The organism is Flavisericum labens (assembly GCF_045446075.1).
Classification (GTDB): domain Bacteria; phylum Bacteroidota; class Bacteroidia; order Flavobacteriales; family Flavobacteriaceae; genus Flavisericum; species Flavisericum labens.
This window is the reverse complement of the sequence record NZ_JBJJBQ010000001.1, coordinates 176,620-196,669: the sequence shown is the minus strand read 5'-3', so window position 1 is coordinate 196,669 and position 20,050 is coordinate 176,620. Positions and strand designations below refer to the sequence as shown.

Below are 20,050 nucleotides of genomic sequence, written 5' to 3'. Positions count from 1 at the left end.
AATTTATTTGCTATGAAAAAATTTGCTTTACTTTGTTTAGCACTCGGGTTTGTCGTTTCATGTAGCGTTAACGACGACGGCACGAGCTATAGTTTTGAGGTATTACCAGTTGAAAGTGTAGACATTCCTGATGAGTTTGTAATGGGGGAAACCTACCCAATTACAGTATCGTATTTCAGGCCATCTACATGCCATGGTTTTAAGGAGTTCTACTATCAGAAAGAAAACAATCAACGCACCGTAGCTCCAATAAACTATGTGTTTGAAAGTAGTGACTGCGAAACTCTCGAAGATGTTCTAACCGAAGCCACGCTTAACTTTATAGTAACCAGTAACGGTTCTTATATTTTTAAATTCTGGCAAGGTAAAGATGAAAATGATGAATCTCAGTATTTAACTATTGAAGTTCCGGTTGTTGAGTAAAAAACGGGTTTTAATTAATACATGTTTAATTTGAGTTTAGACCAACTCATAGAAAATTGTAAAGTTGAAAATACTCAAGCACAAAGCGAATTATATAAGTTGTATTCCAACAAGTTGTTCGCGGTATGCTTAAAGTATTCGAGAAACTATGCCGAAGCAGAAGACAATCTGCAAGACGCATTTTTAACCATTTTCGAAAAAATTGAACAGTATAAGCATAAAGGTTCTTTTGAAGGCTGGATTAAGCGTATTACAGTAAACACCGTATTGCAGCGTTACAGAAACGAAAAGGTTTTTGACATTATTAATGAAGACAACATTGAAGATGTTGAAGTTGAAGTTGAAGAAGATACCGTTTCTATTGATTTTTTGTTAAAAATCATTCAGGAATTACCAGACAGGTACCGATTGGTTTTCAACCTTTATGTATTGGATGGCTATTCGCATAAAGACATTGCAAAGATGCTAGAAATAACGGTGGGTACCTCAAAATCAAATTTGGCACGTGCCCGACAGATTTTAAAACAAACCATTGAAAGCAATAAAATAACACATCGTTCACAACTATTATAATGAGTGACAAAAAGCACATAGACCGATTATTTCAAGAAGGTTTCAAAGATTTTGAAGCCCAGCCCAGTGATGCTGTTTGGAAAAATATCGAATCAAAGCTTAACCAAAAAAAGAACAAGCGTCGTGTTATTCCGATTTGGTGGCGTTACGCTGGTGTTGCAGCCTTGCTTTTGATTTTTTTATCCGTTGGCGGACTCTTTTTCAACAACGAAAACAACAACCCGAACCCCGTTGTTGACACTAAAAAAGTACCCAATGAAGAGGTTAAAACGGATGGCAACTCCCCGTTAAACAACTTGAATCAAATTGACCATACAGAAAGTATTGCGACTGAGAACCTCAGTCCAGAGGAAGATTTTGTTGAAGACAACCAGACGGCACCAGAAGATGTTGTTCCAACTAACGGAACATCGGTTGCTAAAACAGAACCTTCAACAGTTAAAATAAAAAACAACTCGAAGTTAGCACCAACCAAAAAAGAAAACATTAAATCTCATTTAACTAATTCAAATGAAAATGAAGCAGTGGCTAATTTATCTGAAGATAAAATTGATACCAAATCACTTTTAAATGAAATGTCAGATAAAAATGCTATAGTATCTTCAAATGATGAACAAAGTGACGACAAAAATCAACTAGTTGATAAAGAAAACGCCAAAGAACTAATTAACAATGCTTCAGACGATAACAATTCAGGACTTGCAAAGACTAAAACCAATGTACCCCCCGAGCAAGTTTCAGAAGCTAACAGTGATGAAAGCCCGTTGACCATTGAAGAGGCTCTTGAAAACAATAAAGACATTTTAAAAGAAAAGACCACTAATCAACGAAATAAATGGAGCATAGCGCCAAATGCAGCGCCAGTTTACTTTAACACTCTAGGTGAAGGTTCTTCAATTGACCCCCAGTTCAACAGCAACTCAAAAAGCGGGGATCTCAACATGAGTTATGGTATTACGGCCAGCTATGCCGTTACCAATAAAGTGAAGATTCGTTCAGGTATCAATAAAGTTAATTTGGGGTATAATACCAACGACATCATTTTATACCAGTCTGTTGGATTAAGTTCGAGTAGTAGTGCCTTACAAAATGTAAATTCTGGAAATGCATCTGGCTACTCTGTGGTAAGTTCGGAATCTGTGGCTGCTGGAGATTTGCCACAAGCATTATTATCTTCAAATACAACAATTAATCAAGCTTTTGGGTACATAGAAGTTCCTTTAGAGATTCAATACACCTTATTAGGTAAAAAATTTGGCGTAAATGTTATAGGTGGTTTTAGTTCTTTCTTTTTAGATAACAACGAAATATATTCCAAAGCCGAAAATGGCCCGCGTGTATTTTTAGGCGAAGCCAATAACATCAATAAAGTAAGCTACAGTGCTAATTTTGGTCTGGGTTTAAATTATAAAGTCTCTAAAAAATTCGATTTGAATTTAGAGCCCATGTTTAAATACCAGTTCAATACGTTTAACAATACATCAGGTAATTTCACACCATTCTTTATTGGTGTTTATACTGGATTTGCAATAAAATTTTAGATTTTTTTTAGTTAGATCTTGATATTGGTTCTATGACAATTTCGTAAAACGAATATCGAAAAAACTGCTCCTGATAGGAGCAGTTTTTTTCATGTCTTTTGATTAAATCTTCTTAATTGGTCAAAAATAATATTTCTAGCCTTATTATTTAACGACTTGGTGTTTGCAATCGTTAAACCTTCAGTAGGTAAAAATTGGTGGGTTTTCACGCGCATCCTTCCAGGGCTACCACTCAGAAAAGTATAAGAAAAACGTTTTTTATTATCAGCAAAAGTAATAGGCACAACAGGTATTTGATGGTTAATGGCTAACCTAAAAGCGCCATCTTTAAATTCATCAAGTATAATGTGTTCTTCTGGCACGCCACCTTCAGGAAAGATACAAATACTCAAACCCGACTGTAATCTACGTTGCGCTCTTAGAAAAACCGCTTGCCTGCTTTTTACCGACGACCGGTCTACCATAATGCAAGTTCGTTTGTAAAAGAAACCAAATAATGGAATTTTAGCCAATTCCTTTTTACCCACAAAAACAAAGGGGTTTTTAACTGAAACGAGCATAAGCATAATATCTGCCATCGAAGTGTGGTTAGCAACAAACATGTAACTTTTTTCCATTTCCGGAGTTTCATTACGTTCAATTTTATAAACAAAACCCATACCCAGCAATATGAATTTAGCCCAAAACCGCGCCAGTTTAAAAAAGAAAGGATACCAAGATTCCTTTGAAATAGAGATTAACAGCACCGGAAACAAAGCAACAATTGGTAAGGCGACCAATACATAAAACCAAATGCGGTATAGCGTATAAAAAATGTTTTTAAAAATTTTCATCGAATCCAAAAATACATAATTGTATTGAGCAATTCTATTAAAAAAATTACCTTTGCCCGAACATCAAGCTAAAGATTAACTTTAATGAGATTCCCACTTCCGTGGAAATAACACTATGTCAAGAATACTCACAGGAATACAAAGTACAGGAACACCACATTTAGGGAATATTTTAGGTGCCATTATCCCCGCGATTGATATGGCCAATAACCCTGAAAATGATTCGTTTTTATTTATTGCAAATTTGCACACCTTAACACAAATTAAAGATGCCGAAACGCTTCGTGAAAACACCTATTCAACGGCTGCAACATGGTTAGCTTTTGGGCTGGACATTGACAAAACAGTGTTTTACAGGCAAAGCGATATTCCGCAAGTTACTGAACTCTCTTGGTATTTAAGCTGTTTTTTTCCATACCAACGACTAACCTTGGCCCACAGTTTTAAAGACAAAGCCGACAGACTTGAAGATGTCAATTCTGGACTTTTTTCTTACCCCATGCTAATGGCTGCCGATATTTTGTTATATGATGCTGAAATCATTCCAGTAGGGAAAGATCAACTACAACATATTGAAATGACCCGTGATGTGGCCTCTAGATTCCATACAAAAATGGGCGAAACATTTGTTTTACCTAAAGGAAAAATACAGGAAAACACCATGCTTATTCCAGGAACAGATGGTGAAAAAATGAGCAAAAGCCGAAACAACACCATAAATATTTTCTTGGCTGATAAAAAGCTTAGAAAACAAATTATGGGTATTCAAACTGATAGTACGCCACTTGAAAAACCCAAAGATTGGAAAACCTGTAATTGTTTTGCACTTTATAGTTTATTGGCCGATGAAGCACAAATCGAAACTATGAAAGCCAATTACGAAAATGGCGGGTATGGTTACGGCCATGCTAAACAAGCATTATTCCAATTGATTATTGAAAAATTCGCAACTGAACGCGAACGCTACAACCACTATATGAACAACCTCAGCGAGATTGATGACGCATTAGCGTTAGGTGCAAAAAAGGCAAAATTAGTGGCCGATGATGTTTTAAAGCGCGTTAGGGGTAAGGTTGGGTATTAACAAATTCCTGTGGAAGCAGGAATCTCTGATTCATTTGATGAGCATATAAAGGATTAAATCAAAATTGTAACAATTTTTATAAGGTTTCTGCCTCCGCAGGAATGACAAGTCAAACCAGTTCAAACATTTTTCCTGGTAACGGGCGCACAACCCCTTTTAGTTCCATATTTAACAAAACACTGGCCACCTTAAAAATAGGGATTTGGCAATTTAGGGCAATCATATCCAACTGTTCTTTTTCGTTTTCCTTTAAGAAATTGTAAATGGCTTTTTCTGTATCGTCCAGTTCAACAAATAATTGTTTTTGTACTGTTGGTTTTACTTTGCCCTCAAGTTCCCAATTTAAAATATACGGTATGTCTGCAGGTACTGTAAGCATATGCGCTCTTTGATGTTTAATTAAATTATTACAACCTGTGCTTTGGCTATCGGTGGTTCTCCCCGGCACGGCAAACACCTCTCGGTTATACGAATTGGCAATATCGGCAGTTACTAAACTTCCGCCCTTTTCGGCCGATTCAATAACAATGGTCGCTTCGCTTAAACCGGCAATAATACGGTTACGTTTTAAAAAATTGTTCCTCTCAAATGTAGCACTGCTCCAAAAATCGGTAAAAAACCCACCGTTCTTTTCCACATCAACCATATGCTTTTTATGCACTTTGGGATAAATTTGATTGAGCCCATGTGCCAAACAGCCAATAGTCTGCAAATTGTTTTTTATTGCAGCTTTATGTGCGGTAATATCTGTACCATAAGCAAATCCCGAAACAATTATTGGATTGTATGGCGCTAATTGCTCTACTAAATTTTCACAAAAAGCCACTCCACTTGTGGTGATTTTTCGTGTGCCCACAATACTAACAATAGGCTGGTTTTGTAAATTGAAGTTTCCAACTTGAAAAAGCAAAATAGGGCCATCAATGCAGTGTTTTAAACTTTCGGGATAATCATTTTCCTGAAAATAAGACACTTTAATGTCATTCTGTTTTATAAAATCGATTTCCTTTTCAGCTTCCTTTAAATGATGGGGTTTAAACAAATCGCTTATTGTAACATTTCCGATGCCATCAATTTTAAGGAGATTTTGCTTCTTTTCCTTTAAAACGGCTTCAGGAGAACCACATTTCGCAATCAATCGTTTGGCCGTAATATCGCCTATATTGGGCACATTTTGCAGCGCTAAAGTATAAAGCAATTCGTTTTCGGTCATTCTATGGTGTTGATTTTGAAACTACAATAAAAGAATTTTTGGGCTGTTAATAAATACTTCAAAGTAAATTTTATCCAAAAGCTTATTTTTTTAACTTTGTTTACATGCAACTAGAAACCTATATTAGCGACTTACTCTATAGATATGAGTGCGTCACCATTCCTGAGTTTGGCGCATTTTTAACACAACGTGTATCGGCCACCATTGATGATGCTTCAAGTACATTTTATGCGCCCAAAAAAGTACTTTCGTTTAACGAACAAATTCAGAAAAACGATGGTCTTTTGGCCAATTATATTGCCGATGTAGAAAAAATACCTTTTGAGGTTGCCACTAAAAAAATAGAGAAGCGGGTAAAACTGTTAAAATCATATTTAACACAAGGCGAAACCTTGACCTTCAAAAACATTGGAGACCTTGTTTTTAATAATGAAGGCAAAATTCTGTTTGAGCCGACTTACGAATTAAACTATCTTACCGATGCTTTTGGTCTCTCTCAATTTGAGTTGCCTTCAATAGCAAGGGAAGAACATAAAGAAACGGTTGAAGAACTTGAAAAGGTTGTACCTATTTCCATAACTCCCGAAAAACGCAAGTCTAAGCCTTACCTAAAATACGCAGCAATAGCCTTAATAGCCTTAACTTTGGGCGGCGTAGCGGCTTCAAATTTTTATGTAAATAAAATTGAAGAACACAACCAATTGGCGCAGGAAGAAGCTGCAAAACAATTGGAAAACAAAATACAACAAGCAACATTTAGCCTAAACCCCTTACCTGCTGTTACTCTAAACGTAACCAAACAAACAGGGAACTACCACATTATTGCCGGTGCTTTTAGGGTTGAAGAAAACTGTGACAAAAAAGTAAAGCAGCTTAAAGCAGATGGTTTTAGTGCCAGAAAAATTGGAGCCAATAAATATGGTTTACACCAAGTGGTTTATGCCAGTTACGAAGACCGTTTAGAAGCTCTGAAAGCACTTAGAAACATTAAAAAAACGCACAATAGAGATGCTTGGTTGTGGGTTAAAAAATTAGACTAAGGGCTGACCTATTTATCTTTTGAATTTATCAGCTAAATCCTAAATTCCTTTTACCTTTGCGCCATCATTAAAATTTATAAATGATGAAAGCAAAAACACCCAAAGAATCACTTACTATTTTAACCGATATGGTTTTGCCTGGTGAAACCAACCCTTTAAATAACTTATTTGGTGGGGAGTTGTTGGCCCGAATGGACCGCGCCGCTAGTATTGCTGCCCGTCGCCATAGTAGACGCATTGTGGTAACCGCCTCTGTAAACCATGTAGCCTTTAACAGAGCTGTGCCATTGGGAAGCGTAGTTACTGTTGAAGCTAAGGTGTCAAGAGCCTTTAAAACTTCTGTGGAGGTGTTTATTGATGTTTGGATTGAAGACCGCGAATCTGGCAACAGAACCAAGGCTAACGAAGGTATTTACACTTTTGTTGCAGTCGATGAAACCGGAAGGCCCATCGTTGTACCAGAATTGATTCCCGAAACAGATTTGGAAAAAGAACGCTTTAATGCCGCTTTACGCCGTAAACAATTGAGTTTATTACTTGCCGGAAAAATAAAGCCTAATGAAGCAAGTGAGTTAAAAGCTTTGTTTGATTAATATAATTATTTGGGCGCTACTTTTTACTCATACCTGTCAGGTTTTAAAAACCTTTCAGGATTGCAAAAAGTCGGGCTTTCCGCTACAATTCCTCGCACCTCCTTCGTCGATTTGTGGGCTTTCAACTGCAATCCCTAACTCGTATATCTGCCAACTTTATTTTAAACAAAAACTTTTAGATAACCCGAAAACTAAGTTAAAAGCAAAGTCCCAAATCAATTCACAGAATTGACCTTTGAAATGCAGAATATAAAAATCCAATCGTTAATAATTTTCGAAGCCTTGGAGAAAATTTAGATTTTATTTTTGGTTTTTGTGTTAAAAACAGAAAAAATCCCTCATTTCAAACGTGATTTTTTGGTTCGTTTTGCATCAAGGCAAAATGAACATAAAAACATCAGTGGTACAAAGTTGTCTTTTAAATTAATGAGATACTGAAACAAGTTCAGGATGACACTTCGTGTCACATCTTATAAATCCAACTGCTTGGATTTTCAGTATTAAACCCTTTTGAAATGGTAAAACCTAATATAGTTTCTCCGTTGCTAGGATTGGTAAACACCTTGCCTATTTCTTGTTTGGTTGTAACCTTATCGCCTTTTTTAACGTAAACTTCCGACAGGTTTTTGTAAATCGTCAAGTAATTTCCATGGCGAATCATTACAAAGGGGTTTATGTTTTTTGCTATAAATATTTCACTCACTTCACCATCAAAAACCGCTCGGGCCTTTGCTCCTTTTTCAGTAGCAATACGTACACCATTACTTTTAATAGTTAAGGATTTATTGATGGGATGTGGCTGTGTTCCATAACCCAAGCGCACAATCCCTTTTTCAACAGGCCAAGGCAATTTTCCCCTATTTGAAACGAAATTGGATGCCAACACTTTTTCTTCGGCCGTTAAGGCAAAACTTGTTGATGAGGTAGATTTTCCTGCTTTTTTATTCGAATTGGCTATGGCCGCTTTAATTAAACGGTCAATCTCACGATCAATCCTATCGGCTTCCTTTTGTTTTTGCCGAATTTGAGCAGTATACCGGCTTAAATCCTTTTTAATAGACGCCATTAGGGATTGGTGTTGCGCGCGCTCTTTTTCCAACGATTTTTGCACCGTCCTGTTTTCGGCGATTAGCTTTCCTTTTTCTTCCTGCTGCTTCAATAATTTATCATTAGTTGCTTGAAGTTCAATCGTTTTTTTCTTTATGGTTTCACCTTGTTGCTTCTGGTGGTCTGTATACTGCTTCATGTACTGCAAACGCTTATAAGCTTGCTTAAAATCGTTTGAAGACAGCAAAAACATAATCCTGCTCTGTTGGTTTTTACTTTTATAAGACTTCACTATCATCCCGGCATAGTCTTGTTTTAGCTGTTTCAACTCCTCTCTTAAATCGGTTATTTTGTCTTGATTTGAATTGATTTCGCGTGTTAGTAAATTAGCCTGCTGATTGGTTACTTTTATTAAGTTGGAAAGCACATTGATTTTATAGTTAAAATCTTCAATTAAAGACAGTTCAGATTTTGCTTTAGATTGATTTTGGTCGCGAAGCTCATTGATTTTTTGGATTTCCCTACGCAACTCCTGCCTGCGGCTCTCCAACTGTTTTTGCTTATTATTCTGCGAAAACATAGCGCCACTAAAAAGCAGAAAAACTAAAAGAACCCCTATTTTATTTCTAAATAATTGATTTACCATTAAAGTTGTATTGCCTTAAAACCCAAAGGTATTTTAAACGGAAACCTTAAATCTTCGTTTAGAGTAATGCTTTTAAATTCCAAATTAATCGACATTTCTTCATTGGCCTCAACCGCCATAACCTTTATCCGCTCCGGGAGAATTTGCTTTTCAACATCTTGATAAGAAAGATAATCGATTTGTAGGTGTCGCATTTCCTTAGGCTGCGTTATTTGTTGCGATGCTACTTTAAAGTTTGACGGACTGAGCAAAAAGAATATCTCGAATAAATCACGCTGAGTTTTAGGCTGAACCACATAAGCCCCTTCGCTAACCGAAGCATTATAATTACCTTCCTTTAAATTATAAATGGTTTCACCCAAAAGTAGATTTTGAACTTTGTGAAAATCTAATTCAGTGCCCAATAAATCACTTAAATACTTGTAATCACCATCAAAATAGGTTTTATCTAATTTGTTATAAAAACTTACTTTTTCTGGCGTAACCAATGCGCGCAATAATGAAAACGATGCATTTATCCATAACGCTTCATCCTTTTTGGCCCTAAAATTTACTGAGTGCGTTTGAGATTTTCCACCTTCTGAATAGGTTATTTTTAACCGAGACTGAAGCGTTTTAAATTCGGCCGCTTGTTTGGCATTATTTTTTACCAACTGCTTGGTAGATAGGTTATAATTAGCCTCGCCTGAGCCCACCGTTTTTGCTGATTTACAATTAAAAATAAACAGCATTATAAAACTTATAAATAAATAGCGGTATTGATGCATTAGTTTTGGGGTTGTAATTGTTTTGCCTTATCACTAAACGTTTGCGCTTTACCTGTATTGCCCATAAGCGAATACGATTTGCTGAGTTGTTTGTGAAAATCGGCTTCCATTTTAGTATCGTCAATAATATAATCTAACCCCATTTCTAGGGTTTCAATGGCTTTTTTAGGTTGGCTTAATTCATTTTTCGCAACACCATTTATTAAATAAAAAAGTGGCTGAGATGGAAACTTTTCAAGTGATTCGCTGCTTTTTTCAAGCGCTAAATTGTATTGTTTTAAATCTAAATATAACAACATCGTATTTCTCAGAACACCAAAATTATTAGGTTCCAATTTTAATGCCGCCTCAAAATATTCTAAAGCCTTAGCTTTATTATTTTTTGCCAAATAGTACTGCCCCAATTCAATAACCGTTTTGCTATTGTTATCATCACTTACCATGGCTGTCGCTTCAACCAAATCAGCTTCATATTCGGGATTATCGCCAACAAACTTTACGAAATCGGTTAAAACCTTAACCTTAGCATCAGGTTTTACCTCACCGCTTTTCATAACTATTTTCATAGATTCTATTGCCTTTTCAGCATTATCATCATTTAAATAAAACTTATAAAGTGCCAAATGAACCAACTGAGAATTTGGGTTAATTTTTAGAAGTTCTTTGGCTGTTTCAAAGGCTTTTTCCTTTTCGTTGTTTTCGCTGTAGCGGAAAATTAATGCTAAGTAATTTGATTCCTTTTCAGGATTATTTTCAACGCGTTCCTCTAAATTCTTTATTTGGTCTTTTTTACGGCCTGTGGCCTCATAAATCCTGTTTCGTAGGATGTCCCTGCTCACCGAAATACCAAACTGGGCATCCAATTCATCCAAAATTTCAAGGGCATCATCATATTCTTCACTTCGAAAGTAAAGCGCTGCCAAATCCTCCTTGTAGTCTGGGTGATATTTAACAAGCTGCTTAACCGTTTTTATAGCTCGCTTATGGTCGTTTTGTGACACATAATACCCGTATAATTCATCTAAAAACCACTCGTTATCAGGATCTAAATCAACCGCTTCTTTTAAGGCGTTTTCAGCCTCACCAAAATTTTTAAGCTTCATATAGCTCTTTCCCAATTCAAAATGTACTACAGGTACCGATTTATCGATTTCTATACATTTTAAGAAGGCTTTGGCCGCCCGATCGTAATTTTCGATACCCTTTTGCTTTAAGCCTTCATAAAACTGCTCTTGAAATTCGTCTTCATTGTTTCCTAAATCGTCATCGGGTGTTTTATTGAAGTCGACTTGGGCATAGAACCCCTGAGGAACCAATAGTATTCCTATGATAAAAAATAATATGTACAAACTTTTTTTAATCATATGGCTTTTCTGCAAATAGATTTTTTACAACTTCGAGCTTGCTCAATATTTCGATACTTATACAAGACGCCTTCATTAAGGATCTAGATTCTTCAGCCTTTTTTGGCAAATTTCCACCTGCCGATTCAAACTTTTCCTTACTTGGCCATTGTGCATAAGCCACGTATTCGGATTCTGATTTTTTATGCAATCGGGAGCCTAGACTTCCTTCGTATTTATAAATCAAATTGGTCAAATCTTCCCAGCTTTTTACAAAGCTTTCGAATTGATTGGGTTTTATCTTAAATGCGTAAAGAACGATGTACATAATTATAGCAATTCTTATTCCAAAACCGAATAATCGCCAATGCTAATGCTTGTAAACTTGCCGTTATAAATTACATTATTTCCAATCATAGCATCGTCCATATTGGCATTTTTTATAGTTGTGTTCGTTTGTATCAAGCTGTTTTTAATGGTAGAATTCTCAACGGTACAATCGTTACCTATTGAGACAAATGGACCAACTATTGTGTTTTTAAGCACCACGTTTTCACCAATAAAACAAGGCTCAATGATGTTTGAATTTTCAAGTTTGACAGAATCTGAGACCAATTGCTCATCACCATCAGATTTTAAGAACCCTAGCATACGTTGGTTCGTTTCGATAGTTATTTTTTTGTTTCCACAATCCATCCATTCATCAACTGTACCAGTTTTAAAAATCTTTCCATCCCCCATCATGCGTTTTATACCGTCGTTAATTTGGTATTCGCCACCATTCATAACGTTTTCATCCAAGATTTCTTGTAATTTCGTTTTTAAAACACCGACATCTTTAAAATAATAGATACCTATTACAGCTTGGTCGCTAACAAAATTTTCTGGTTTTTCAACCAGTTCTACAATCTCATCGCTGTCGTTTAATTTAACCACGCCGTAAGCCTCTGGGTTTTTTACCTGCTTGGTCCAGATAACACTATCCGCTTCTGGGTCTAAATCGAACTCCGCACGAATTAAGGTATCTGCATAAGCTATTACAGCAGGGCCAGAAAGCGATGGCTCGGCACACATAATGGCATGGCCAGTACCCAAAGGTTTGTCTTGACGATAAATGGAGGCTTTTGCACCCAAACTTTTAGCCAAGTCTTGCAAACTTGAAACTACATCATCGCCAAACCATGCTGGATCGCCCAAAACGAATGCAATCTCCTCGATAGGTTGCTTTAAAACTTTGGTAATATCTTTTACCAAACGATGAACAATAGGTTGTCCAGCAACTGGAATTAGCGGTTTTGGAACAGTTAAACTATGTGGACGTAGTCGAGAGCCTCGACCTGCCATGGGTACTATTATTTTCATTGTACATGCCTGCGAAAGCAGGTATCTATTTTAAAGTTAAACTTATATTTATTCTCTTAATTTGTTAAAATTCAAATTCCAGTTTGTACTTAAATCCATCCAATTCGGATTCATGTCTTCAATCAACTGTATTTTCCAATCTCTTTTACGTTTTTTGAATTGTATTTCTCTCTTCTCGGCTTCACTGCCATTTTCAAACTCTTCAAAATAAATCAACCTATCACAATTATATCTCGCCATAAATGATTTTCGGTATATTTTTAATTTATGTTCTTTAACTCTTTCCTCAATATTCTCTGTTAATCAAATATATAAAACACCTTTAGGTTTATTTGTCATGATATAGACATACCAAAATTTCATTTTTATCAATTCAGAGATTCCTGCTTTCTCAGGAATTTATTTAACTCCTGTACTTCCAAAACCACCTTCGCCCCTATCAGTATCAGAAAGCACATCTACTTGACTCCATTCAGCACGTTCGTGCTTAGCAATTACCAACTGTGCAATACGCTCTCCATTTTGGATGGTAAAATCTTCATTGGAAAGATTTACTAAAATCACCCCAATTTCACCTCGGTAATCAGCATCAACGGTTCCTGGCGCGTTTAACACCGTTATTCCCTTTTTTGCGGCTAAACCACTTCTAGGGCGCACTTGTGCTTCATAACCTACTGGTAATTCAATAAACAGGCCTGTGCCCACAATGCTTCGCTCTAAAGGTTTTAAAACTCTTGATTCTGACAAATTTGCTCGTAAATCCATTCCTGCCGACGCCAAAGTTTCGTAATGAGGTAAATCGTGACTGGATTTGTTTATGATTTTTATTTGCATGGCTATAAAAATTAAAATATGCTTTGTCCGGACAATAAACGGGATTACTCGGCATATTATTATTGTTTTGCTATGAGTTGTTTTATTTCCTTTCTTTCTATAAAACCAACTAACCCCAAAAATACTAAAACTAAAGCTGTTGAAATATAATAGTTTCCTCTAAAAATATCAATAAACGATATTAAGCTTAAAACAGATGCTAATACCAAATAGAGCATTACTCTTTTTACATCATATGGTACTTTATAATATTTTTCACCTATAAAATACGAAATAACCATCATGCTTCCATAAGCAGCTAAGGTAGCCCAAGCTGAAGCCATAAAACCAATTATCGGTATCATTACCATGTTAAATACTATAGTTATAACTGCTCCAAAAATTGAAATATACATACCATACATTGTCTTATCGGTAAGTTTATACCAAATTGAAAGGTTATTATAAATTCCAAGACATAAATTAGCCAAAAGAATTATTGGCACAATTTTTAAAGCTTCAAAGTATTCATCTTTACCTAGTAATATATTAGCGAACAAATCAATATAACAAACAACAATTAGCATGAATATCGCTCCTAAGACAGTAAACCATTTTAGGATAGTAGCATAATTACTTTTTGCGTTTTTCTCCTTTGAATGGTTAAAGAAAAAAGGTTCTGCTCCAAGTCTAAAGGCCATAATGTAAAGTGTCATAAAAACGCCTAACTTATAACATGCAGCATAGATTCCCATTTCTTTATTACCGATTAAATCGCCTAAAAACAATTTATCTATGTTCTCATTTGTAACATAAGCTAAACTTCCTATCATAATAGGTAAACCATAAGCAAGTAACTTTCTTAATATATTTTTATTTATACACCATTGTATTTTTAAAATAATAGGTGAAAGAAGAATTAAAGTGGCTAAACTAGCAATAACGTTAGCTAAAAAAATATAAACAACTTGAGGTTCACCATTAATATAAAATCTAAAGGATTCTGGCAAGATAGAATCAGACAGATATCCTTTTGGAATAATCCACAAAAATAATATGTTGAGAATCGCAAAAACTAAAATATTTAAAACCTTAATCCCAGTAAACTTAATTGGCCTATTAGTTACCCGTAAATAAGCAAAGGGTATAACTACAATTGTATCCAAAAACACTGTCCAAATCAATATTTTAACATGAAGAATATCTTCAAACCCAAATAGCGAAGTAATATTTTGAGCATTGAGTACTGCAATAATCAAAAAAAGTGTTGTGGTAATTAATAATGAAATAAATGATGTTGATATAACCTTTCCTTTCTCCTGTTCTTTGCTAAAAAATCGAAAAAATGCAGTTTCTAATCCATAAGTTAATAAGGCATTTAGATATGCAGCATAAACATAATAATCAGTATTGACCGCATATCTTTCAGCGCCGAATACGCTAGTATGTAACTTTACCAAACCAATATTAATTGCTCTAGGTAAAATGGCGGCAATACCATAGATCATGGTATCTTTAAAGAACTTCTTTAGTGTGCTCAAAAACTAGTTATTTATTAGGCTAAAAATAGGGTTTTTATAACAAAAAAACCTAACTCGTTAAAGTTAGGTTTTTTTGTTATGGGAGATGCTGAAACAAGTTCAGCATAACAATATTATTTCGATTAGTTATTTAAAGCTTCTGCTCCTCCAACAATCTCTAAGATTTCGTTGGTAATCGCTGCTTGACGTGCTTTGTTGTAAGTTAACTTCAACTGATCTCTAAGCTCTGTCGCATTATCGGTTGCTTTGTGCATAGCTGTCATACGTGCACCGTGCTCTGAAGCAAAAGAATCTCTAATCGCCTTAAATAATTGAGTTTTTAAAGACTTTGGAATTAATTGCTCAACGATTTCAATTTTTGATGGCTCAAAAATATAATCGGCATTGGTGTTGGCTGTTCCTTCTACCGGTACAATTGGTAAAAACTGCTCTCTTGTTACAATTTGCGTAGCAGCATTTTTAAACCTGTTGTAAACTACTTCAATCTTATCATACTCACCAGCAACAAATTTATCCATTGCAAGTTGTGCAATTTCAGCAACGTTTTCAAATGTTAAATCATCAAAAACTTCACTTTTATTTGCAATAACCTTATTGGTTTTCTTGAAGGCATCATTAGCTTTCTTACCAATAGCCAAATAAGATACTTCTTGATTGTCATAAACTTCAGCAGTTAGCTTGTTAACTTCCTTTATAATATTTGAGTTAAACGCTCCCGCTAAACCTCTGTTGGATGTAATAGCCACGATTAACACTTTTTTTACTTCGCGTTGGTTAGAAAACTTGCTTCCAGAATCTGCATCTAAAGTAGCGCTTAAACTTTGCAAAAGCTCAGTCAACTTATCTGCATATGGGCGCATGGCAGTAATAGCATCTTGGGCCTTCTTTAACTTTGCAGCCGACACCATTTTCATGGCACTGGTTATCTGCATGGTTGAAGACACCGATGATATTCTGTTACGTATTTCTTTTAAGTTTGCCATAGTCTCTTTTTTGTCATTCTGAATTTATTTCAGAATCTTCTTTACCATAATTTGAGATCCTGAAACAAGTTCAGGATGACAATGGATATTAAGCTCTATACTTTCCTGATAAATCTTTAGCTACAGCTGTTAATGTATCTATAACCTCATCAGTTAATTTTCCTGATTTTAAAGTATCTAAGATATCTCTGTGCTTAGCGTTTAAGAATTCAATATAATTGCTTTCGAATTCTTTTACTTTTTCAACAGGAACGTCTCTTAATAAGTTTTTAGATCCAGCATAAATGATAGCCACTTGATCTTCAACCGTGTAAGGGTCGTTTTGTGCTTGCTTTAATATTTCTACGTTACGCTTACCTTTTTCGATTACGTTTAATGTAGATGCATCTAAATCTGAACCAAACTTAGCAAATGCTTCTAATTCACGATATTGGGCTTGGTCTAATTTTAATGTTCCTGCTACTTTCTTCATAGACTTAATCTGAGCATTACCACCAACACGAGATACAGAAATACCTACGTTAATCGCTGGACGTACACCAGAGTTAAATAAATCACCGTCCAAAAATATCTGTCCGTCTGTAATCGAAATTACGTTTGTTGGAATATATGCTGATACGTCACCTGCTTGTGTCTCGATAATCGGTAAAGCCGTTAAAGAACCGCCGCCTTTTACCATTGGCTTTAATGCTTCTGGTAAATCGTTCATATCTTTAGCAATAGCATCATCGTTAATTACTTTTGCAGAACGCTCTAATAAACGCGAGTGTAAGTAGAAAACATCTCCAGGGTACGCCTCACGTCCTGGTGGACGACGTAACAATAAAGACACCTCACGGTAAGCTACAGCCTGCTTAGATAAATCATCATAAATAATCAAGGCTGGACGACCAGTATCACGGAAATACTCACCAATGGCTGCACCCGTCATAGGAGCGTAAACCTGCATTGGTGCCGGGTCTGATGCATTTGCAGCAACAATAGTAGTATAGGCTAAAGCACCTTTATCTTCTAATGTTTTAGCAATGTTTGCTACTGTTGAGGCTTTTTGACCTACAGCAACATATATACAATAAACAGGCTCACCTGCATCGTAAAATTCTTTTTGATTTAAGATGGTATCAATACAAACTGTTGTTTTACCAGTTTGGCGGTCGCCAATAACTAGCTCACGTTGTCCACGACCTACAGGAATCATAGCATCGATAGATTTAATACCTGTCTGTAACGGCTCGGTTACTGGCTCACGGAAAATAACACCAGGCGCTTTACGCTCTAATGGCATTTCATAAGTTTCGCCTGCAATAGGACCTTTACCGTCAATTGGATTACCTAAAGTATCAACTACACGACCAACAATACCTTCACCAACATTGATAGATGCGATACGTCCAGTACGTTTTACCGTAGACCCCTCGCTAACACCAATCGAAGCCCCTAATAATACAATACCAACGTTATCTTCTTCAAGGTTAAGTACAATACCTTCTAATCCGCCTTCAAATTCTACTAACTCACCATATTGTGCGTTAGACAATCCGTAAGCACGAACAATACCATCACCTACGTTTAATACAGTTCCTACTTCATCTAATGAAGCACTAGCTTCAAAACCTGAAAGTTGTTTTTTTAAGATTGCTGATATTTCAGCCGGTTTTACTTCTGCCATCTTATTATTTATTTAGATATATAAATACCTTAGTTTAATGTAAATTCTCTTTTTAATTTATTAAATTGATTTGCAACACTAGCATTGTACTGCACATCTCCTATTCGTAAAATGAAGCCTCCTAAAATGCTCTCATCTATTACGTTTTCTATTTCAACATTTTGGTCGGTAAGTTCTTTGGCTTTAGCCAAAACTTTTTTCTTCAAATCTGCCGTTAACTCGATTGCTGTGGTTACTATAGCAACTTCTACACCTTTAGATTCATCAAACAATTGATTGAATTTTGAGGCTACAGCACCCAAAATATCAATTCTATTGTTGCTTATTAATGTGTCAATCAAACTAATTGTGCTCTTATCTGATTTTTTGAACACCTCCAACAATACTGATTTTTTTGTTGAAGAAGGCACTACAGGGCTTTGAAGCATCTCGCCTAAATCGTTGCTTTCTGCAATGGTATCGGCTATTAACTTCATATCAGCATTAACAGTTTTAGCCGTCTTTCGATCTAAGGCTAAACTTAATAATGCTTTCGCGTAACGTACTGCTGCTCTTGCTCCCGCCATTATTATCTAGTTTAAAGATTTTTCGGTTAACATGGTTTCTACCAAATTCAATTGTTCACCTTTATTAGAAAGTTCTTTACGCACTACTTTTTCGGCAATTTCTAAAGCTAAACCAGAAACTTGATTTTTAAGTTCTGCCATTGCCGCTTTCTTTTCGCCTTCAATAGCTGCTTGTGCTTGGGCAATCATTTTATTGGCTTGCTCTTGAGCCTCGCCTTTGGCGTCTTCAATCATCTTATTTTTCATGTCGCGAGCTTCTTTCAACATCGATTCGCGCTCTACTCTAGCTTCTAGCAACAATCGTTCATTATCAGCTTGAAGGTTTTGCATTTCCAATTTTGCTTTTTCAGCAGAATCTAATGCGTTTTTAATTCCTTCTTCTCTATCGTTAACCGAGTCTAAAATTGGTTTCCAAGCAAACTTTTTCAACAATAGCACTAATGCTATAAAAAGCACCGCCTGCCAAAAAAACAATCCTAATGAAAAGTCTTGAAATAATTTTTCCATGATAATCTATATTTTTAAAAACCTTATGTTTAATTTAAAAAGAACAGCTATAACCAACCGTTATAGCTGTTTCTTAGTTTGTTTTAAACTGCAAATAATGCAGCAAATCCAATACCTTCAATTAAGGCAGCTGCGATAAGCATTGCCGTTTGAATTTTTCCTGTAGCTTCAGGTTGACGAGCGATTGCCTCCATAGCAGAACCACCGATTCTACCAATACCAATACCTGCTCCAATTACTACTAAACCTGCACCTACGATAGCTGGAATTTCCATAAAATATATATAATTAAAAATTAAACATTCAATTTTAAAATCCTGTTTAAAACAGGGCTGAAAACATCAATTTAATGATGCTCGTCGTGCTCTTCAACCGCCATACCGAAATATAAAGCAGATAGCACCGTAAATATATATGCTTGTAAAGCTGCAACTAACAACTCTAGAATAGCTAAAACAAAAGCTAATAAAAATGATAATGAACCACCTAACCAATTTTGGAACAAAAATATCATCCCAATGATGCTCATTAATACCACGTGGCCTGCTGTAATGTTAGCGTACAAACGAATCATGAGTGCGAATGGCTTAATAAAGGTCCCCAACAATTCTATTGGAGCCAAAATAATTTTCATAGGCCATGGCACTCCTGGCATCCAGAAAATATGTTTCCAATAATTTTTGTTTCCAGAAAAGGTCGTGATAACATAAGTTATTAGTGCTAAGCACAAGGTTACCGCTATGTTATTGGTAACATTCATTCCAATTGGAGTTAAACCAAACAGGTTTACAATCCATACAAAGAAAAATACGGTTAGCAAATAGCTCATATATCTCTTATAGTGCTTTTCGCCGATATTTGGAATCGCAATTTCATCACGAACATACAACACAATTGGCTCTAATAAACGTCCTGTTCCTTTTGGCAAACCATTATTTTTCTTATATGATTTTGCCATACGGTTAAACATATAGAACATAATTACAAAAACCATTAAAATCATCATTACATTTTTTGTAATTGAAAAATCCAAAGGCTTTTCATTTGTGGCATGATGGTGGTCGTCCTCAATGATTTCACCATTTGGGCCATCAACTTTATATATTTTAGAATGGTGTACTTTGTAGTAGTCTCCACCAACCTCCGCAACTTCTTCTCCGTGGTGGAATTTAGAAGACAAAAATACTTTTAAACCATTATCCCAAAGTATTACTGGTAACGGAAAACCAAAATGTTTTTCTTCTCCTGAATCTGAAGTGTATGAAAACAGATTGAAATCGTAAGAATCTTTTAAGTGGTGTTGAATATACGCTTTTACTTCAGATGCTTTGTCGGCATTTTCGTCTCCATGTCCTCCTTCTTCTTTACCAAAAGAAAGAAAGGTTGTTAAAAGCAATAAAAGTGTAATTGGTTTTAAAGATATTTTTCTACGCATATCACTCTAAATAATAGTGGCTTAAAAATCGCTGCAAAGGTAGGTTTTTATCTCAAAAACCAAAATAATTT

The 20,050-nt window shown here is 35.6% G+C and carries 22 protein-coding genes; 6 read left to right on the top strand and 16 right to left on the bottom strand.

Features of this window, described 5'->3' with window-relative positions; all coding sequences use genetic code 11:
• Positions 1-12: 12 nt before the first annotated feature.
• Genes ACIEHO_RS00875 through ACIEHO_RS00865 form a run of 3 tightly spaced genes read left to right on the top strand, consistent with a single transcriptional unit; the run spans position 13 to position 2,537 of the window.
• Entirely contained in the window at positions 13-423 is a 411-nt protein-coding gene (locus ACIEHO_RS00875) for a hypothetical protein (RefSeq protein WP_406967676.1), read from the top strand.
• A 30-nt stretch (positions 424-453) separates the two neighbouring features.
• On the top strand, positions 454-996 hold the full coding sequence (locus ACIEHO_RS00870) for an RNA polymerase sigma factor (RefSeq protein WP_406968688.1): 543 nt from the start codon (positions 454-456) through the stop codon (positions 994-996).
• Positions 996-2,537, top strand: a complete 1,542-nt coding sequence (locus ACIEHO_RS00865; RefSeq protein WP_406967674.1) for a PorP/SprF family type IX secretion system membrane protein — start codon at positions 996-998, stop codon at positions 2,535-2,537. Before ACIEHO_RS00870 ends, ACIEHO_RS00865 begins: the two co-directional genes overlap by 1 nt.
• A gap of 89 nt (positions 2,538-2,626) precedes the next feature.
• Here the strand turns inward: ACIEHO_RS00865 and ACIEHO_RS00860 are convergent, their stop codons facing one another.
• Positions 2,627-3,370: a lysophospholipid acyltransferase family protein gene (locus tag ACIEHO_RS00860; protein ID WP_406967672.1), complete on the bottom strand. Its 744-nt coding sequence runs from the start codon at positions 3,368-3,370 to the stop codon at positions 2,627-2,629.
• 115 nt (positions 3,371-3,485) lie between these two features.
• Between ACIEHO_RS00860 and trpS the strand changes: the two genes are divergently transcribed.
• Positions 3,486-4,454 (top strand): tryptophan--tRNA ligase, encoded by a 969-nt coding sequence (gene trpS, locus ACIEHO_RS00855; protein ID WP_406967670.1) that lies wholly within the window; start codon positions 3,486-3,488, stop codon positions 4,452-4,454.
• Between the two features lie 109 nt (positions 4,455-4,563).
• Here the strand turns inward: trpS and dprA are convergent, their stop codons facing one another.
• Positions 4,564-5,667, bottom strand: a complete 1,104-nt coding sequence (gene dprA, locus ACIEHO_RS00850; protein ID WP_406967668.1) for a DNA-processing protein DprA — start codon at positions 5,665-5,667, stop codon at positions 4,564-4,566.
• Between the two features lie 104 nt (positions 5,668-5,771).
• On the opposite strand from dprA, the gene ACIEHO_RS00845 reads away from it, so the two are divergent.
• Together ACIEHO_RS00845 and ACIEHO_RS00840 are read left to right on the top strand one after the other, a co-directional pair.
• Positions 5,772-6,707 carry an HU domain-containing protein gene (locus ACIEHO_RS00845; RefSeq protein ID WP_406967666.1) on the top strand — a complete coding sequence of 312 codons (936 nt, stop codon included), beginning with the start codon at positions 5,772-5,774 and terminating at the stop codon, positions 6,705-6,707.
• A gap of 83 nt (positions 6,708-6,790) precedes the next feature.
• Complete coding sequence (locus ACIEHO_RS00840) at positions 6,791-7,300, top strand: acyl-CoA thioesterase (RefSeq protein WP_406968686.1); 510 nt, start codon at positions 6,791-6,793, stop codon at positions 7,298-7,300.
• 463 nt (positions 7,301-7,763) lie between these two features.
• On the opposite strand, the gene ACIEHO_RS00835 is transcribed toward ACIEHO_RS00840, so the two are convergent.
• The 14 genes from ACIEHO_RS00835 to atpB all read right to left on the bottom strand — a co-directional run bounded on the left by ACIEHO_RS00835 (position 7,764) and on the right by atpB (position 19,979).
• Positions 7,764-8,993 (bottom strand): murein hydrolase activator EnvC family protein, encoded by a 1,230-nt coding sequence (locus ACIEHO_RS00835; RefSeq protein WP_406967664.1) that lies wholly within the window; start codon positions 8,991-8,993, stop codon positions 7,764-7,766.
• Positions 8,993-9,724 (bottom strand): DUF4292 domain-containing protein, encoded by a 732-nt coding sequence (locus tag ACIEHO_RS00830; protein WP_406967662.1) that lies wholly within the window; start codon positions 9,722-9,724, stop codon positions 8,993-8,995. The genes ACIEHO_RS00835 and ACIEHO_RS00830 overlap by 1 nt, the downstream gene beginning before the upstream one ends.
• A 35-nt stretch (positions 9,725-9,759) precedes the next feature.
• Positions 9,760-11,124, bottom strand: a complete 1,365-nt coding sequence (locus ACIEHO_RS00825) for a tetratricopeptide repeat protein (protein ID WP_406967660.1) — start codon at positions 11,122-11,124, stop codon at positions 9,760-9,762.
• Positions 11,117-11,431 (bottom strand): antibiotic biosynthesis monooxygenase family protein, encoded by a 315-nt coding sequence (locus ACIEHO_RS00820; RefSeq protein WP_406967658.1) that lies wholly within the window; start codon positions 11,429-11,431, stop codon positions 11,117-11,119. Before ACIEHO_RS00820 ends, ACIEHO_RS00825 begins: the two co-directional genes overlap by 8 nt.
• Positions 11,432-11,445: 14 nt before the next feature.
• Positions 11,446-12,465, bottom strand: coding sequence for a sugar nucleotidyltransferase (locus tag ACIEHO_RS00815; protein ID WP_406967656.1), 1,020 nt, complete (start codon positions 12,463-12,465; stop codon positions 11,446-11,448).
• A 48-nt stretch (positions 12,466-12,513) separates the two neighbouring features.
• Positions 12,514-12,756: a GIY-YIG nuclease family protein gene (locus ACIEHO_RS00810; RefSeq protein ID WP_406968684.1), complete on the bottom strand. Its 243-nt coding sequence runs from the start codon at positions 12,754-12,756 to the stop codon at positions 12,514-12,516.
• Between the two features lie 108 nt (positions 12,757-12,864).
• Positions 12,865-13,299 carry a dUTP diphosphatase gene (gene dut, locus ACIEHO_RS00805; protein ID WP_406967654.1) on the bottom strand — a complete coding sequence of 145 codons (435 nt, stop codon included), beginning with the start codon at positions 13,297-13,299 and terminating at the stop codon, positions 12,865-12,867.
• A 59-nt stretch (positions 13,300-13,358) separates the two neighbouring features.
• Positions 13,359-14,819 carry an MATE family efflux transporter gene (locus ACIEHO_RS00800; protein WP_406967652.1) on the bottom strand — a complete coding sequence of 487 codons (1,461 nt, stop codon included), beginning with the start codon at positions 14,817-14,819 and terminating at the stop codon, positions 13,359-13,361.
• 122 nt (positions 14,820-14,941) lie between these two features.
• Positions 14,942-15,802: an ATP synthase F1 subunit gamma gene (gene atpG, locus ACIEHO_RS00795; RefSeq protein WP_406967650.1), complete on the bottom strand. Its 861-nt coding sequence runs from the start codon at positions 15,800-15,802 to the stop codon at positions 14,942-14,944.
• A gap of 88 nt (positions 15,803-15,890) precedes the next feature.
• Complete coding sequence (atpA, locus tag ACIEHO_RS00790) at positions 15,891-17,471, bottom strand: F0F1 ATP synthase subunit alpha (RefSeq protein ID WP_406967648.1); 1,581 nt, start codon at positions 17,469-17,471, stop codon at positions 15,891-15,893.
• 29 nt (positions 17,472-17,500) lie between these two features.
• Positions 17,501-18,037, bottom strand: coding sequence for an ATP synthase F1 subunit delta (gene atpH / locus ACIEHO_RS00785; protein ID WP_406967646.1), 537 nt, complete (start codon positions 18,035-18,037; stop codon positions 17,501-17,503).
• A 6-nt stretch (positions 18,038-18,043) separates the two neighbouring features.
• Complete coding sequence (locus ACIEHO_RS00780) at positions 18,044-18,544, bottom strand: F0F1 ATP synthase subunit B (protein WP_406967644.1); 501 nt, start codon at positions 18,542-18,544, stop codon at positions 18,044-18,046.
• 83 nt (positions 18,545-18,627) lie between these two features.
• Positions 18,628-18,819 carry an ATP synthase F0 subunit C gene (gene atpE, locus ACIEHO_RS00775; protein ID WP_102756010.1) on the bottom strand — a complete coding sequence of 64 codons (192 nt, stop codon included), beginning with the start codon at positions 18,817-18,819 and terminating at the stop codon, positions 18,628-18,630.
• Between the two features lie 71 nt (positions 18,820-18,890).
• Complete coding sequence (gene atpB, locus ACIEHO_RS00770; RefSeq protein ID WP_406967641.1) at positions 18,891-19,979, bottom strand: F0F1 ATP synthase subunit A; 1,089 nt, start codon at positions 19,977-19,979, stop codon at positions 18,891-18,893.
• Positions 19,980-20,050 lie beyond the last annotated feature (71 nt).